Source organism: Plantibacter sp. VKM Ac-2876, assembly GCF_015350715.1.
Taxonomy (GTDB): Bacteria; Actinomycetota; Actinomycetes; order Actinomycetales; family Microbacteriaceae; genus Plantibacter; species Plantibacter auratus.
Window position 1 is genome coordinate 1,151,138 of record NZ_JADKSI010000002.1, and the last position, 15,206, is coordinate 1,166,343.

Consider the following 15,206-nt stretch of genomic DNA (forward strand, 5'->3'; position numbering starts at 1 on the left):
CCTTTCTGATGCCGCCCTGAGCCGAGCGGCCTACGGAGGTGCGCACGCGGTGGAGTGCTCCGCATGGCATGGAGGAGACCGCATCCGAAAGGTGGACGGCACGGCCACGCCCTAGCTTACAAGACCTGCCAGGTCTCTTGACATCGAGACAGTTGGATCCGACGGCACCCGGACGCCCCGCTCCCCGCCTGTGGGTCGGCCGTGGATGTCGCCGCGAGGAGCGTGTCGGCGGTCCGGCGGACTATCCGCGGTCCGCCGGACAGGTTAGCCTGGGCTCATGGCTGAGCTGCGTCTGGAAGAACTGTCCGCATCGACGATCGTGGCGGTCAACGCGCTCACCATGAAACCCGGGCAGGAGCAGTTCATCGCCCCGGTGTCGTACGCGGTCGCGGCCGCGGTCGTGAACCCCGCCACCTCCTGGCAGCGCGTCGTCCTCGACGGCGACGAGGTCGTCGGATTCGTCTCCGCCAACTTCGACCACGAGTCGACGCAGGAGGAGTTCCGCTCCGCCCTGTGGCGCATCAACGTCGACGCCGACGACCAGGGCCGCGGCGTCGGCCGGTTCGCGGTGGCCTCGCTCATCGAGGAGGCCAAGCAGCGCGGCTTCGACCACGTCAACGTCATCTACGAGCCTGGCGACCTCGGTCCCGAGGCGTTCTTCCTCCGCGTCGGGTTCTCCCCCGTCGGCGAGACCCAGTACGGCGAGACCATCGGCAGCATCAGCCTCTGAGACCGTGAGCGGGTCGTCTCCGACGGACTCGGCTGAGGCGTTCGCCGAGGCCGTGCTGGCCGTCGTAGCCGACATCCCCGAGGGCTGCGCCCTGAGCTACGGCCAGGTCGCGTCCATCATCGGGTCGAAGTCTGCGCGCGGCGTCGGTCGCGTGATGGCGCAGTACGGGCACGCCGTGCCCTGGTGGCGGGTCGTCCGGTCGGGCGGTCTCCCTCCGACGGGGCACGAGGATCGCGCGCTCGAGCACTACGAGGCCGAGGGCACACCGATCGTCCCGATGAGCGGCGGGCGATACCGCCTGGGCCGCGAAGCACTGCTGTACTGACCGGCTTCGCGCCCGATCAGCCGGGAAGGTGGATCGAGACGACCGTCCCGGCACCGACCGGGCTCTCGACGCGCATCGTCCCGCCGACGGCGTCGACCCGGTCAGCGAGGCCGCGCAACCCACTCCCCCGCGCAGGATCGGCACCGCCGACCCCGTCGTCCGCGACGACGACCCGGAGCCCGCCGTCGGGGTCGTCGGAGACGACCACCTCGCAGCTGGACGCCCCGGAGTACTTCGTGACGTTGGCCAGGCACTCCGAGACGACGTAGTAGACGGTCGCCTCGATGAGCTGCCCGGGCCGCTCGCGAAGCTCGACGGTGACCTTGGTGACGACGGTGCACCGGCGCCCGAGTTCGGCGATCGCCGGTACCAGTCCGCCCTCGGCCAGGAGCGCCGGATGCAGTCCTCGGGCGAGCTCGCGGAGCTCCTTGATGGCGCTCGCGAGTTGATCGATGGTGGTCTCGAGGCCGTCGGCCAGGGCGAGTTGGCCATCGGCGCGTGCCGCGTCGCTCGCCATCCGGAGCCGCAGTGCGACGGAGAACAGCTGCTGCTGCGAGCCGTCGTGCAGGTCTCGCTCCGCCCGCCGTCGCGCTTCGTCGGCCGCCTGCACGATGCGCAACCGCGACCGACTCACCTCGCGCAACGAGTGGCGGAGTTCAGCGGTGAGTCGTTCGTTGTCGATCATGATGCGCAGCGACGCCGACACCGACCGGAGCAACTGCGGGTTGTCGAGCAGTGCCGCGTCGTGCTCGATGTACACGAGCGGCGCGTCCGCATCGCCGACGCTCGACATCGCCCGACCGCGTGGGTCCCGGTCGGTGGTCCGCTGCGATCCCGGCCAGACGAGCCGGGCGGTGCGGTCGCCGAGGACGGTCTTCACGGCACCGTCCCAGCGGTCGTGGCCGGTCTCGCTCAGCTGTCCGGTCTGCACCAGGTCGACGGCCCTGGCGCGGATCGTCCGCATCCGGATGAGACCCGTCGCGTACGCCGCGGGAACGAGCACCACCGAGAACGCGTTGAGGTCCTCGACGACGAGCCGGAGGTGCTCCGGCCATCCCCCGAGGCGGACGAGGGACCACGCCACCCCGATGACGAGCCACAACACGAACGCGACCGGCATGATGAAGGCGACCTGTCTGGCCGCTCCGCTGCTCCGCGCCCACCTCAGGAGCACGACACCCGCGACCACGACCGCGAATGCCCCCATGACGCCCGCGTGGACCCGCCCGAGCACGTCGGCGACGTCTCCGGTCGCGAGGACCGCGTAGCGACTCCGCTCGTGGCTCGCGTCGAGCACGTGGTTCGGCGTCACCAGGAGCGTCACGATCGCATACGTGACGAGGTAGACAGACGCGGTGATGACGAGCCGCCGGTCGAAGCCGCGCCGCAGCCGGCCGGCGGGGAAGGCCAGCGCGAGCCACACCAGCGCGACCCCCGGGAGCACGGAGATCGACATGAGGAGCGGCCAGAGCCAGCCCGCGTCGACGCCGTACGCCCACATGTAGGCCGTCTCGGCCAGCGCGTACCCGACGATCACCCAGCCCGGAGTGGCCGTCGGAGCCAGCCACCAGATCAGCCCCGCCGCCACCAGCGCCGCGAGGTGGCCCACCAACCAGGGCAGACCGTTGCCGTCGGCGACGCCCGGCTGGACGACGCCGAACACGACCGACAGGACGCACACGAGCGCGGCGGCGAGCAGGATGCCGAGTCTCAGCGGCCACGGCAGTCGACCGCGGCCGGCCGGTGCCGGGATCGGCAGCGATGTCGCCCGTCCGTGTGGGCGACCGTCAGCCATCCGTGTGTTCCAGCCATCGCACGACGGCGAGGACGCGGCGGTGGTCCGCCGGAGAGTCCTCGAGTCCGAGCTTGGCCAGGATGCGGCTGATGTGTGCTTCGACGGTCTTCAGACTGACGACCAGCGCCTTCGCGATGCCGGAGTTCGACCGCCCCTCGGCCATGAGGGTGAGGACTTCACGTTCCCGCTCCGTGAGGTGGTCCAGGCCGTCGGACCGGGTCCGTTCCGCGACGAGGAGGGAGACGACCTCGGGATCCACCACGGACTCACCTGCCGCCACGCGCTCCACGGCGTCGACGAGCGTCCCGGAGTCGGCGACGCGGTCCTTCAGCAGGTAACCGGTGCCACCTCCGGAACCGAGCGCGCGGACCGCGTAGGAGGGCACAGCGTACGTGCTCAGCAGGAGCACCCCGGCCGCGAAGCCCGACGCCCGCAACTGCTCGAGGGCGACGATGCCCTCGTCGGTGTGGGTGGGCGGCATCCGGATGTCGAGCACCACGGCGTCGAGCTGCAGCCCCGCGTCGATGCGGTCGACCAGGTCGACCGCCGAGCCGAACGAGCCGACCACGTCGTGACCACCCGCCTTGAGGATCTGCGCGACACCCTCACGGAGGAGCACCGCGTCGTCCGCGGCGGCGACACGCAGCGAACGCGGTTCCAGACTGGTCATCCGCTCATTGTGGCAGGTCGACGAGACGAGGTGTAGTGCCCACGGGGTCACTCCGTCAGCGGAGGACCCCGTGGACACGCCTGCGCGGTCCGGGTCAGCCGACCGAGGACCGCCAGGCGGCGTGCATCGCGGCGAACCGACCCGTCCCGCCGATGAGCTCCGCGGGCGCGCCGTCCTCGATGACCCGGCCGTGCTCCATCACGAGCACCCGGTCGGCGATCGCGACGGTCGACAACCGGTGCGCGATGATGATCGCGGTGCGGTCCGCGAGCAGGGTCTGCAGCGCCTCCTGGACGAGTCGCTCGCTCGGGATGTCGAGCGAGGCGGTCGCTTCGTCGAGGATCAGCACGGCCGGATCCGCGAGGAACGCCCGCGCGAACGACAGGAGTTGCCGCTGGCCGGCCGAGACCCGACCACCGCGCTTGTTCACGTCGGTGTCGTAGCCGTTCGGCAACGCCTCGATGAAGGTGTGCGCGCCGACGGCCTTCGCTGCGGCGGTGATCGCCTCGATCGTCGCGTCGGGCTTGCCCAACGCGATGTTGTCAGCCACCGAGCCGGAGAACAGGTAGGCCTCCTGCGTCACCATGACGATCGCCCGACGGAGGTCCTTCGGGTGCAGGTCGCGCAGGTCGATGCCGTCGAGGCGCACCGCACCGTCGGTCGGGTCGTAGAACCGACTGATGAGCTTCGCGAGCGTCGACTTGCCCGCGCCCGTCGTGCCGACGAGCGCGATGGTCTGGCCCGCGGGGATCTCGAGGTCGAACTTCGGGAGCACCACCCGGTCGGCGGCGTACGCGAACGTCACGTCGTCGAAGGTGATGCGTCCCTGCGACGTCCACAGGTCGACCGGCGCGACCGGGTCGGGTACCCCGGGACGCTCCTCGAGCACGCCGGAGATCTTCTCGAGCGCCGCAGCGGCCGACTGGTAGGAGTTGTAGAACATCGCCATCTCCTCCATCGGGTCGAAGAACCGACGCGTGTAGAGGAGCGCCGCGAGCAGCGCTCCGATCGCGAGCTGTCCGTCCGCGACCCGGAACCCGCCGACGAGGAGCACCACGGCGACGGAGACGTTGCCGATGAACACCAGTCCCGGATCGAACACCCCGAACAGCTGGATGACCCGGGCGTTGGTGTCGCGGTACTGCTCCACGAGCTCGCCGAACGCGCGCTCGTTCCGCCGCTCCTTCCGGAACGCCTTCACGGCACGGATGCCGGTCATCGCCTCCACGAAGAACACGATGAGCTTCGCCGAGCGGACCCGCGACTCGCGGAACATCCGCTGCGAGCGGAGCTGGAACCAGCGGGTGAGCACGAACAGCGGGATGAGCGATCCGAGCAGCACCAGACCGCTGACCCAGTCCACGAGGACGAGGGCCGCGGCGGTGAACCCCATGTAGAGCACACCGGACACGAGCTGGTTGATCCCGGAGTCGAGCAGCTCGCGGATGGAGTCGAGGTCGCTCGTCTGCCGGGAGATGATGCGACCCGAGGTGTAGCTCTCGTGGAAGTCGAGGCTGAGCCGCTGTGTCTGCAGGAACACGCGCTTCCGGAGGTCGATCAGGATCGCCTGGCTGATCCGTGCGGCGAGCACGGTGTACCAGGAGATCAGCGTCGCACCGGCGGCGCCGGTCAGCAGGTACGCGCCGACCACGAGGAAGGCCGGCATCCAGTCGGCGCGTTCCAGGACGGCCGGGAGGGCGCGGTCGATGCCGAGGGCGATCAGCGCGGGCCCGGCGACCTGGGCGGCGGTCGACACCACGACGATGGTCATGGCGGCGATCACGCGCAGGCGCAGGGGCGCGAGCAGGGATCCGAGGAGTCGCAGCGAACGGCGCCGGATGTGCGCCGACTCGTCGCGGGTGAGGTCGTCGCGCTCCTCACCCTCCACTCCGTGGACGGTCGTCGGCGGGGTCACAGGTTCACCTCCTGGCGGTTGGACTCTCGTTCGTCGTCTTCCAGACTCGAGATCACGTAGCGGTAATGGGCGTTGTGCTGCAGCAGCTCACTGTGGCGACCCACCGCGGTGATGCGACCGTCCTCCAGGAGGGCGACGCGGTCCGCCAGGGCGACGGTGCTCGGCCGGTGGGCGACGATCAGGGCCGTGGTCGAGGCGAGCACTCGGCGGAGCGCCGCCTCGACGAGCGCCTCGGTGTCGACGTCGAGCGCCGACAACGGGTCGTCCAGCACGAGCACCTCCGGTCGGGCGGCCACCGCGCGGGCGAGTGCGAGCCGCTGACGCTGCCCACCGGACAGGCTGAGCCCCTCTTCACCGACCATCGTCTCCACGCCGTTCGGCAGGTCGTCGACGAACCCGGCCTGGGCGATGTCGAGCGCCTCGCGCAGGATCCGATCGGCCTCCGCGGAGTCGAGGTCGATGTCGTCCCGCCCGAGGAGGACGTTCTCCTTGACGCTCGCCGAGAAGAGGGTCGCATCCTCGAACGCCATGGCGATGTGGCGGCGCAGGTCCTCCCGGGTGAGCGCCCGGATGTCGACCCCGTCGAGCAGGATCCGCCCGCCCGTGACGTCGTACAGGCGGGTGGTCAGTGCCGTGATGGTCGACTTCCCGGAACCCGTCAGACCGACGAGTGCCATGGTCTCCCCCGGCTCGAGCCGGAGGTCGACGCCGTCCACCACGTCCGCGTAGCGGTCGGGTGCGTCCTGGTAGCGGAAGTGCACGTCCTCGAACACGAGCTCACCGCGCGGTTCACGGATGCGTTCGGGGTGCTCGGGGTCGGTGATCGTGTTGACCGAGTCGATGACCTCGAAATACCGGTCGGTCGCCGTCCGGGTGTCGAAGGTCATCGCGAGCAGGAAGCCGATCGACTCGATCGGGAACCGCAGGATCGTCGCCGTCGCGAAGAAGGCGAACAGCTGACCGACGGTGAGTTCACCGATCGACGCGAGCCAGACCCCCGCCAACAGGCAGAGCGCGAACGCGACGTCGGGCAACAGAACGAGCCAGAACCAGATCCCCGCGATGGCCTTCGCCTTCTCGATCTCGGTACCCCGCAGGTCCTCGGCGCGCGACGCGAAGCTCCGCAGCGCGTGCTTGCCGCGACCGAACGCCTTGAGCACCCGGATGCCGTGGACGGACTCCTCGACGGCGGTCGCCAGGTCGCCGGCCTGGTCCTGACTGCGCCGGGCGATCACCGAGTACCGCCCCTCGAAGGTGAACCCGAACACCCACACGGGGATGGCGAGCGCGATGAAGATGAGCCCGAGCAACCAGTTCCAGGTGAACAGGATGACCGCACCGATGACGATCGTGACGCCGTTGACGATCAGGAGCACGAAACCGAACGAGATCCACCGGCGGATGAGTCCGAGGTCGCTGACGGCGCGGGAGAGCAGCTGTCCGCTCTGCCAGCGGTCGTGGAAGGTCACGGGGAGGTCCTGCAGCTTGGCGAACAGCGCATTGCGCATCCGCGCCTCGACATGCGTTCCGGGGGTCAGCACGAACCAGCGGCGCAGCGCGATCATGACCGCCTCGAGGACGCCGAGCGCGAGGACCACGAGGACCGCCGGCCAGATCTGTGAGGAGTCGCCGGTCGAGAGCGGACCGTCGACGAGGGCCTGCAACACGAGCGGGATCGCGAGCGCCACCAGGCCGGCGACGAGCGCGGCGACCATGCCGAGCACGATCCGCGGCATGGCCGTCTTCGCGAACGGGTAGATCCGCATCAGGGCACGGAAGGTGCTCTGGCGCGGTTGGACAGGACGGCGGTCATCGCCGAGCGGAGTCATTGAAGGGAATCCTTGCGAGAGCGCCGGTGAAGTCGATCACCGACGGAATGATGGTCGTGGAACTGCCGGACGGCGAGGTCGCTGTGCGAGGTCGCAGCATCCGGGGTGACGGGCCCGGACAAGGCCGGACGGATGGTGAGGTGGACTGCCTGGCGCTAGTGCGATGCGTCGGCGTCCGCTGCGGCGGCGCGTCCGGCTGGCGCCGGGACGACCACAGGGCGGCGGCTCGAGGCGGAGCGGGCACGATCGACCGTCGGCGCGAGCGCGGTGTGGTTCGAGAGCGTCATGGCATCCTCCTCATCCTGTGGGGCGAGAGCCGCGGGCCGGGTGCACAGGTCGCACTCGAACGCGGGCGGCGACGGATCCCGGTGATCGAGGTTCGGCGCAGCAGACCAGACTATGGGTATCGGCCATCAGGCTGCAAGGGATCCATGCGGTTGCACGCACAGCACCGGGTGGGCTGGTCGTCAGGAGGTCGGTTCGTCGACGATGCCGACGAAGGCTCCGATACCGTCGACCTCGCGCCGACGCGCGCCCTCGGGCACCGGCGGCAGCTCGTCGGCGCCGTGCCAGGAGCAGCTCACCATCGAGAACTCCGGCCACCACTTCTTGGGGCGCAGCGTCTCGCTCGTGCCACAGATGGTGCAGCGCAGCTCGACCCAGACCGGCCGCTTCCCGGTCCGGTTCGCGCGGGACTGCACGTACCAGGCGGGCGGCTCGGCCAGGAACGCCGCCAACTGGTCAGCCGACCAGAACGGCGGGATCCCGTGGTGTCTGGCCATCTCGAGTGGGATGTCCAACCGCTGGGCGACGGTCCTCCGGCTCAGATCCCGACCGCCGCGCGCTCCAGCCTGCTGCTCCACGATCGGCTCAGCTGACCCGCACGGACAGGCAGGTCACGCAGCCCTCGAGCTTCTCGAACTCGCTGATGTCCACCTGGACCACGGTGTAGCCGCGGTCCTCGAGCAGCGCAGCCGTCTTGGGAGCGGCTGCGGAGATGAGCACGGTGTCCTCCGCGAGTTCGACCACAGCGACGCCCTCACGCTCTGGCACGACGAGGTGGCGACCGAAGAAGGACGGGTCCTCGACGAGGTCGGGGTGGACGAGCACGGTCCCGTCGGGGAGCGCGGTGACCGTCGACTTCAGGTGAAGGGCGGTCGTGACGGGGACCGCCACGACGTCGAACCCGAGCGGCGCGAGGATTGCTCGGAGCTGCCGGACGCCTTCGGCGTTGGTGCGGCCGCTGCGACCGACGTAGACGGTCGTGCCGACCCGGAGGACGTCGCCGCCCTCGAGCGTGCCGTCACCCTCGATGCGGTGGATCCGGAGGCCGAGCTCACGGGCGGTGGTCTCGGCTGCGACGACCTCGGGGCGACGGCTCTCGGCGCCAGGACGGGTCACGACGGCGACGTCGCCGATCACGATGACGGCGTCCTCGATGAAGACGGAGTCGGCGAGCTGGTCGGCCCAGGAGACCTCGGTGGTGTCCCAGCCGGCGGCGTCGAACGCGGCGACGTACGCGTCCCACTGCTTGTCGGCGAGCTCGGTGTCGATGGGCGTGCGCTCCAGGTGGGTCACGAGGCCTTCGGCGAGGTTGGAGGCGGGCATGCGCACGAGTGCGATGCGGCGTCCGTCGTCGAGCACGGCGTCCTGCGTGCGGACGACCATCCAGTAGACGGGGTATCCGATGAATGCCGCGGAGAGCGCGACGACGACCACGAAGACGAGGTTGAGGCTGATGAGCGTCGCGACGATGCTGCCGAGCACGGTGCTGTCGATGGGCTGCCCCGTCGTCGCCACCTGGACGATGAGGCCGAGGAGTGCTCCGATGACGGCGAGGGCGGCGCCGCCCAGCAGCGCGAGGAGTCGGTACCGGTACAGTCCGACGATCCCCACGATCAGGAGCAGCACGAAGGTGATGATCGTGCTCTCGAAGAAGTACGGGCTCGCCTGGGCGAAGATCGTCCCGGCGAACTGGTAGCCGACGAACGTGACGAACATGACCCCCAGGAAGCCCACGACGATGGTCGCGACGGCGGCGGCGGCGGATGCGATGAGCTTGCGGCTCCAGGTGGCAGTCATCAGACAACCGTAGCCCAACGACACAGCGGCGTCGGGCCACGTGGGCCCGACGCCGCTGGGAGATCACCAAGAGCCTGCCCAGAACCCCCAGAGGGGCGGGCGACGCGGCCTAGTGGAAGAAGTGACGCTCCCCCGTGAAGTACATGGTCACGCCGGCGGCTTCGGCCGCAGCGATGACCTCTTCGTCGCGGACGGAACCACCGGGCTGCACGACCGCGCGCACGCCGGCGTCGAGCAGGACCTGCAGGCCGTCGGCGAACGGGAAGAAGGCGTCCGAAGCCGCGACCGAACCGGCGGCACGGTCACCGGCTCGGCTCACGGCGAGGTGGCAGGAGTCGACGCGGTTGACCTGGCCCATCCCGACGCCCACGCTCGCGCTGCCCTTGGCGAGCAGGATGCCGTTGGACTTCACCGAGCGGCACGCCTTCCACGCGAAGATGAGGTCGAGCAGGGTGTCGTCGTCGGCCGGTTCGCCCGTGACGAGCGTCCAGCCCTTGGCGGTGTCCTGCGGGTCGTCGGCGAAGCGGTCCGCGTCCTGGTAGAGCAGACCACCGGAGATCTGCCGGACCTCGCGGTCCTCGCGCACGAAGTCCTCCGGCAGCTGCAGGAGCCGCAGGTTCTTCTTCGTCTTGAGCACCTCGAGCGCGGCGTCCTCGAAGCCCGGGGCGACGAGCACCTCGGTGAAGATCTCCTTGACCGTCTCGGCCATGCCGAGGGTCACGACGCGGTTGGCGGCGATGACGCCGCCGAAGGCGGACACCGGATCGCACTCGTGCGCCCGGCGGTGGGCCGAGGCGATCGGGTCGGGCGCCTTCGGGTTCGCGAAGGCGATACCGCACGGGTTCGCGTGCTTGATGATCGCGACGGCGGGGTTGGCGAAGTCGTAGGCCGCGCGGACTGCCGCGTCGGCGTCGACGTAGTTGTTGTACGACATCTCCTTGCCGTGCAACTGCGTCGCCTGGGCGATCCCGGCACCGCCAGGACGGACGTACAGCGCCGCGGCCTGGTGCGAGTTCTCGCCGTAGCGCAGCACCGCCTCGCGACGACCGGTGACGGTCAGCGTGCTGGGGAAGGCCTCCGCCTCGGTCGTCTCCGTGCTCGCGAACCACGCGGACACCGCCGCGTCGTAGGAGGCGGTGTGGTCGAACGCCTGCGCGGCGAGCGAGCGGCGCTGAGCGAGCGTGGTGCCGCCGGCGGCGACGGCCTCGGTGATCAGCCCGTAGCGTTCCGGAGAGACGACGATCGCGACGTTGGCGTGGTTCTTCGCCGAGGCGCGCACCATCGCCGGTCCACCGATGTCGATCTGCTCGACGACGTCGTCACCGGCGGCGCCGCTCGCGACCGTCTCGACGAAGGGGTACAGGTTCACGACGACGAGCTGGAACGGCTCGATACCGAGCTCGGCGAGCTGGGCTTCGTGGGACTCGAGCCGCAGGTCGGCGAGGAGCCCCGCGTGCACCGAGGGGTGCAGGGTCTTGACCCGACCGTCGAGCGACTCGGGGAATCCGGTGACCTCGGACACGTCGGTCACCGTGTGGCCCGCACCGCGGATGGTCGCGGCGGTGGACCCGGTGGAGACGATCTCGACGCCCGCTGCGGCGAGTGCGCCGGCGAGCTCGAGCAGCCCGGTCTTGTCGCTGACCGAGATCAGCGCCCGGCGGACGGGGACGAGGTCGCGTTCGCGGTAGAGGCTGTGGTCGTGGCTGGGACCGCTCATGACTGGGGTGCTCCTTCTGCTGGCGGGCGGGACGCCGTGGAGAGCGCCTCGAGGTCGATGGTTCCGGTGGCGAGGTCGCGGACGGCCTGGACGAGGAGCCGACGCTCCACGGGCTTGATCCGCTCATGGAGGCTGTGCTCCGTGTCGTCGGGCAGCACGGGGACGCGCTCCTGCGAGATGATCGGGCCCGCGTCGACGCCGTTGTCGACGACGATGATCGATGCCCCGGTCTGCGAGGCTCCTGCCGCCAGGGCGTCCCGGACGCCGTGCGCTCCCGGGAACTCGGGGAGGTACGCGGGGTGCGTGTTGATGATGCGCGGCGAGAGGGCGTCGACGACCACGGGTGGCAGGAGGCGCATGAGGCCGCTGAGGACGAGGACGTCCGGGTTCCAGATCCGGATCTGCTCGAGGAGGGCTGCGCCCCACTCCGCCCGCGAGTCGAAGGACGAGTAGGGGACGGTGAACGACGGGATGCCGAACTCCTCGGCGTGAGCGAGACCGTCAGCCTCCCGATCGGCACCGACGGCGATGACGCGAGCGGGGAAATCCGCGTCGCGTGAGGCTTCGAGGAGGGCGCGGAGATTGGATCCGCCACCGGAGATCAGCACGACGAGTGACAGCACCAGAGCATCCTATCGGTCGCGGGCACCCCGGCCGCTCGGCTGGGCGTGCAGCTCCGGAAGGTGGTCCTCCTCTGCGAGATGCGTCGGACCGGCCGCCATGCCGACCACGGCTGCGATCCCGACCGTCAGGGTGGTCCACAGGCCCGTCGCCCAACCGTTCGGGCCGACCTCGATGAGGCGACCTGGGCCTGCCGCGCCCGCCGAGAGGGCCGCGAGGACTCCGACGATGATGCCTGCGGTGACCCCGACGCCGAGACCGACGACCGCCAGCCGTGCGAGCCCGCCACGCCCGTCGAGGTCGACGAGCAGACGACGGCGCAGCACCACGGCGGCGGCGAATCCGATGACGACCGGGACCACCAGGACCGCGAAACCGAGTGGGCTCTCCCCCGTCGGGATGGCGCCGAGGACCGGCACGGCCGGCATGGGCCCGACGAGCGTGCCGATCGGTGAGATCGCCGTGCCGCTGCCGATGGCGAAGCCCGCGCCGGTGATCCAGCTCATGGCCCAGATCACGAGGTTCGGGAGGTACAGGAGTTCGGCGCCGGTGACGATGGCACCGCCCAGGATGCCGAACTGCGCGCTCTCGTGCAGGGAGATGATGGCGCCGTAGCCGACGGCGATGAGGATGGCGGTCAGGACCGCGGACACCGCCACGAGTCCGGTGGCGGCGAGTGCTCCACCGCGCAGCGCCGCGACGACCATCGACCAGGTCCCGTCCGGCATCCGGTCCCGCATGGCGCGGAGTCCGTCGAGGATCGGATCGGCCGCGTCCTGCTCACGGAACCGGACCCATAGCGCGGCGACCACGACCCCGCCTGCGAAGCGCACGGTCGGCGCGAGGGTCCCCTGGACGATCGAGGGACGCACCGCCGGGTGGAGGGCGGTGAGGGTCACGAGGAAGGACAGCAGGGCGAACACGAACACCGACAGCACGACGGCACCTTGCCACCAGGTGCTGCGCGCCGCGCGGGCCCCGGTGCGCAGACCGAACAGGACCGTGCCGATCGTGAAGGCGAGGGGCGCCAGGGAGACGAGGAACGGCTCCATCCCGGCAGGCAGGCCGAGCTGGGTGACGAGCGCCGTGTCGAGGGTGATGCGCATGCTCGAGCCGTTGCCGAGCGCCCAGATGTCGACCGCCCCCCGCCAGAGCGCGGCCGGATCGACGTCCAACTGGAAGTGCAGGGCCCACAGGGCGAGGAGTGGGACGAGTGCGACACCGATGCCGATGGCCACGGCGAGGGTGGCATCGAGGGCGGCGAGGAGGGCGACGGTCAGACGGTTCATGCGCCTTCGACCCTACCTGGAGCCGCGCGTGCGGACGGTCAGGCACACGGCGTACGAGGACCCAAACGCCACGACGCGACGCCCGAACCGGGCGCCGCGTCGTGGTCGCAGTCGAGCTGCGGAGGTTACAGCGAGGCGATGATCTCGCGCATGAGGTCGGCGGTCTCGCTCGGCGTCTTGCCGACCTTGACGCCGGCGGCCTCGAGAGCCTCCTTCTTGGCCTGCGCGGTGCCTGCGGAGCCCGAGACGATCGCGCCGGCGTGGCCCATCGTCTTGCCCTCGGGCGCGGTGAAACCTGCGACGTAGCCGACGACCGGCTTCGTGACGTTCGCCTTAATGAAGTCGGCCGCACGCTCCTCGGCGTCGCCACCGATCTCACCGATCATGACGATGGCCTTGGTCTCGGGGTCGGCCTCGAACGCGGCGAGCGCGTCGATGTGCGTCGTGCCGATGATCGGGTCGCCGCCGATGCCGATCGCCGTCGAGAAACCGATCTCGCGCAGCTCGTACATCATCTGGTACGTGAGGGTTCCCGACTTCGACACGAGGCCGATGGGGCCCTTGCCCGCGATGTTCGCCGGCGTGATGCCGACGAGCGACTCCCCCGGCGTGATGATGCCGGGGCAGTTCGGGCCGATGATGCGGGTCTTCGAACCCTTCGACTGGGCGTAGGCCCAGAATTCGGCGGAGTCGCCGACCGGCACACCCTCGGTGATGATGACGAGGAGCGGGATCTCGGCGTCGATGGCCTCGATGACCGCGTCCTTGGTGAACGCCGGGGGCACGAAGGCGATCGACACGTCTGCGCCGGTCTCCTTGATGGCCTCGGCGACCGTGCCGAACACGGGCAGCTCGACGCCGCCGTCGTGGGTGACGGTCGTGCCGGCCTTGCGGGCGTTGACGCCGCCGACGACCTGGGTGCCGGCCTTCAGCATGAGCGCCGTGTGCTTGGTGCCCTCGCCGCCGGTGATGCCCTGGACGATGACCTTGGAGTCCTTGTTGAGGAAGATTGACATGCTTGTGCGATCCCTTACTTCGAAGCCAGCTCGGCGGCCTTGTCGGCGCCTTCGTCCATGGTTGCGGCGAGCGTGATGAGCGGGTGCGCGGCGGCGGCGAGGATCTCGCGGCCCTCCGCGACCTTGTTGCCGTCGAGGCGGACCACGAGCGGCTTCGTCGCTGCGTCACCGAGGATCTCGAGCGCCTTCACGATGCCGTTCGCGACCGCGTCGCAGGCGGTGATGCCACCGAAGACGTTGACGAACACGCTCTTCACCTGGGCGTCGCCGAGGATGACGTCGAGACCAGCTGCCATGACTTCGGCCGAGGCGCCGCCGCCGATGTCGAGGAAGTTGGCCGGCTTCACGCCGCCGTGCTGCTCGCCTGCGTAGGCGACGACGTCGAGCGTGGACATGACGAGTCCAGCCCCGTTGCCGATGATGCCGACCTCGCCGTCGAGCTTGACGTAGTTGAGGTCGTTCTCCTTGGCCTTGAGCTCCAGGGGGTCCTCGGCTGCGGTGTCTTCGAGTTCGGCGTGGTTCGGGTGACGGAAGGCGGCGTTCTCGTCGAGCGAGACCTTGCCGTCGAGGGCGACGATGCGCCCCTCCTCCGTGAGGACGAGCGGGTTGACCTCGACGAGCGTCGCGTCCTCACCCTTGTAGACGTCGTAGAGCTTCACGAAGACGTCGGAGACCTGGTCGACGAGCTCCTCGGGGAAGTTCGCAGCCTTCGCGATCTCCACCGCGGCAGCCTTGTCGACACCGGTGAGCGGGTTCACCTCGATGCGCGCGAGCGCCTCGGGCTTCTCGACCGCGAGCTGCTCGATCTCCATGCCGCCCTCGACGCTCGTGAGCGACAGGTAGGACCGGTTGGCGCGGTCGAGCAGCACCGAGAAGTAGAACTCCTGGGCGATGCGTGCGCCTGCCGCGACCATCACGCGCTTGACGACGTGACCCTTGATGTCGAGTCCGAGGATGGCCTTCGCCGCCTCGTAGGCCTCGTCGGGGGTCTTGGCGACCTTGACGCCGCCGGCCTTGCCGCGGCCTCCGACCTTCACCTGGGCCTTGACGACGACCACGCCGCCGAGACGCTCGGCCGCGGCACGCACCTCGTCCGGGGTGTCGGCGATGATGCCGGCGAGGACCGGCACCTCGTACTGCTCGAACAGGTCTCGTGCCTGATACTCGTAAAGATCCACGTGTCATTCCCATCCGCGCTTCGCGCGTTCTGCTGTGAT

At 69.9% G+C, this 15,206-nt stretch carries 14 protein-coding genes; 2 read left to right on the forward strand and 12 right to left on the reverse strand.

What is annotated here, in order from left to right; all coding sequences use genetic code 11:
• Nucleotides 1-277 precede the first annotated feature (277 nt).
• Nucleotides 278-730, forward strand: a complete 453-nt coding sequence (locus ITJ62_RS11850) for a GNAT family N-acetyltransferase (protein ID WP_191940650.1) — start codon at nt 278-280, stop codon at nt 728-730.
• Nucleotides 731-734: 4 nt separating this feature from the next.
• Nucleotides 735-1,055, forward strand: coding sequence for an MGMT family protein (locus ITJ62_RS11855; protein WP_064296644.1), 321 nt, complete (start codon nt 735-737; stop codon nt 1,053-1,055).
• A 16-nt stretch (nt 1,056-1,071) separates the two neighbouring features.
• Here ITJ62_RS11855 and ITJ62_RS11860 read toward each other — a convergent pair whose 3' ends face one another.
• The 12 genes from ITJ62_RS11860 to sucC form a co-directional block, all read right to left on the reverse strand.
• The gene (locus ITJ62_RS11860; RefSeq protein ID WP_194602178.1) at nt 1,072-2,850 is read right to left on the reverse strand and encodes a histidine kinase; all 1,779 of its coding nucleotides are present in this window, start codon (nt 2,848-2,850) and stop codon (nt 1,072-1,074) included.
• Nucleotides 2,843-3,520, reverse strand: coding sequence for a response regulator transcription factor (locus ITJ62_RS11865; protein ID WP_194602182.1), 678 nt, complete (start codon nt 3,518-3,520; stop codon nt 2,843-2,845). Before ITJ62_RS11865 ends, ITJ62_RS11860 begins: the two co-directional genes overlap by 8 nt.
• 94 nt (nt 3,521-3,614) lie before the next feature.
• A complete protein-coding gene (locus ITJ62_RS11870; RefSeq protein WP_194602185.1) occupies nt 3,615-5,435 on the reverse strand; it encodes an ABC transporter ATP-binding protein in 1,821 nt (606 codons plus the stop codon).
• Complete coding sequence (locus ITJ62_RS11875; protein WP_194602188.1) at nt 5,432-7,264, reverse strand: ABC transporter ATP-binding protein; 1,833 nt, start codon at nt 7,262-7,264, stop codon at nt 5,432-5,434. The genes ITJ62_RS11870 and ITJ62_RS11875 overlap by 4 nt, the downstream gene beginning before the upstream one ends.
• 155 nt (nt 7,265-7,419) lie before the next feature.
• A complete protein-coding gene (locus ITJ62_RS19190) occupies nt 7,420-7,551 on the reverse strand; it encodes a hypothetical protein (protein WP_255515222.1) in 132 nt (43 codons plus the stop codon).
• 180 nt (nt 7,552-7,731) lie between these two features.
• Complete coding sequence (locus ITJ62_RS11880) at nt 7,732-8,046, reverse strand: hypothetical protein (protein ID WP_194602575.1); 315 nt, start codon at nt 8,044-8,046, stop codon at nt 7,732-7,734.
• Between the two features lie 88 nt (nt 8,047-8,134).
• The gene (ddaH, locus tag ITJ62_RS11885; RefSeq protein ID WP_194602191.1) at nt 8,135-9,346 is read right to left on the reverse strand and encodes a dimethylargininase; all 1,212 of its coding nucleotides are present in this window, start codon (nt 9,344-9,346) and stop codon (nt 8,135-8,137) included.
• A 109-nt stretch (nt 9,347-9,455) separates the two neighbouring features.
• The gene (purH, locus tag ITJ62_RS11890) at nt 9,456-11,063 is read right to left on the reverse strand and encodes a bifunctional phosphoribosylaminoimidazolecarboxamide formyltransferase/IMP cyclohydrolase (RefSeq protein ID WP_137242136.1); all 1,608 of its coding nucleotides are present in this window, start codon (nt 11,061-11,063) and stop codon (nt 9,456-9,458) included.
• Entirely contained in the window at nt 11,060-11,686 is a 627-nt protein-coding gene (purN, locus tag ITJ62_RS11895; protein WP_194602193.1) for a phosphoribosylglycinamide formyltransferase, read from the reverse strand. The genes purH and purN overlap by 4 nt, the downstream gene beginning before the upstream one ends.
• Before the next feature lie 9 nt (nt 11,687-11,695).
• Nucleotides 11,696-12,973 carry a DUF6350 family protein gene (locus ITJ62_RS11900; protein ID WP_194602196.1) on the reverse strand — a complete coding sequence of 426 codons (1,278 nt, stop codon included), beginning with the start codon at nt 12,971-12,973 and terminating at the stop codon, nt 11,696-11,698.
• A 125-nt stretch (nt 12,974-13,098) separates the two neighbouring features.
• Complete coding sequence (gene sucD / locus ITJ62_RS11905) at nt 13,099-13,989, reverse strand: succinate--CoA ligase subunit alpha (RefSeq protein ID WP_064296653.1); 891 nt, start codon at nt 13,987-13,989, stop codon at nt 13,099-13,101.
• 14 nt (nt 13,990-14,003) lie between these two features.
• Nucleotides 14,004-15,167 (reverse strand): ADP-forming succinate--CoA ligase subunit beta, encoded by a 1,164-nt coding sequence (gene sucC, locus ITJ62_RS11910; RefSeq protein WP_124768842.1) that lies wholly within the window; start codon nt 15,165-15,167, stop codon nt 14,004-14,006.
• Nucleotides 15,168-15,206: the final 39 nt, after the last annotated feature.

Excerpts from the sequence above, each read along its gene's own strand:
- ITJ62_RS11900 (WP_194602196.1), bottom strand. The coding sequence starts at position 12,973 with ATGAACCGTCTGACCGTCGCCCTCCTCGCCGCCCTCGATGCCACCCTC.
- ddaH (WP_194602191.1), bottom strand. The coding sequence starts at position 9,346 with ATGACTGCCACCTGGAGCCGCAAGCTCATCGCATCCGCCGCCGCCGCC.
- ITJ62_RS11860 (WP_194602178.1), bottom strand. The coding sequence starts at position 2,850 with ATGGCTGACGGTCGCCCACACGGACGGGCGACATCGCTGCCGATCCCG.
- ITJ62_RS11865 (WP_194602182.1), bottom strand. The coding sequence starts at position 3,520 with ATGACCAGTCTGGAACCGCGTTCGCTGCGTGTCGCCGCCGCGGACGAC.
- ITJ62_RS11850 (WP_191940650.1), top strand. The coding sequence starts at position 278 with ATGGCTGAGCTGCGTCTGGAAGAACTGTCCGCATCGACGATCGTGGCG.
- purH (WP_137242136.1), bottom strand. The coding sequence starts at position 11,063 with ATGAGCGGTCCCAGCCACGACCACAGCCTCTACCGCGAACGCGACCTC.
- sucD (WP_064296653.1), bottom strand. The coding sequence starts at position 13,989 with ATGTCAATCTTCCTCAACAAGGACTCCAAGGTCATCGTCCAGGGCATC.
- ITJ62_RS11880 (WP_194602575.1), bottom strand. The coding sequence starts at position 8,046 with ATGGCCAGACACCACGGGATCCCGCCGTTCTGGTCGGCTGACCAGTTG.
- ITJ62_RS11875 (WP_194602188.1), bottom strand. The coding sequence starts at position 7,264 with ATGACTCCGCTCGGCGATGACCGCCGTCCTGTCCAACCGCGCCAGAGC.
- ITJ62_RS19190 (WP_255515222.1), bottom strand. The coding sequence starts at position 7,551 with ATGACGCTCTCGAACCACACCGCGCTCGCGCCGACGGTCGATCGTGCC.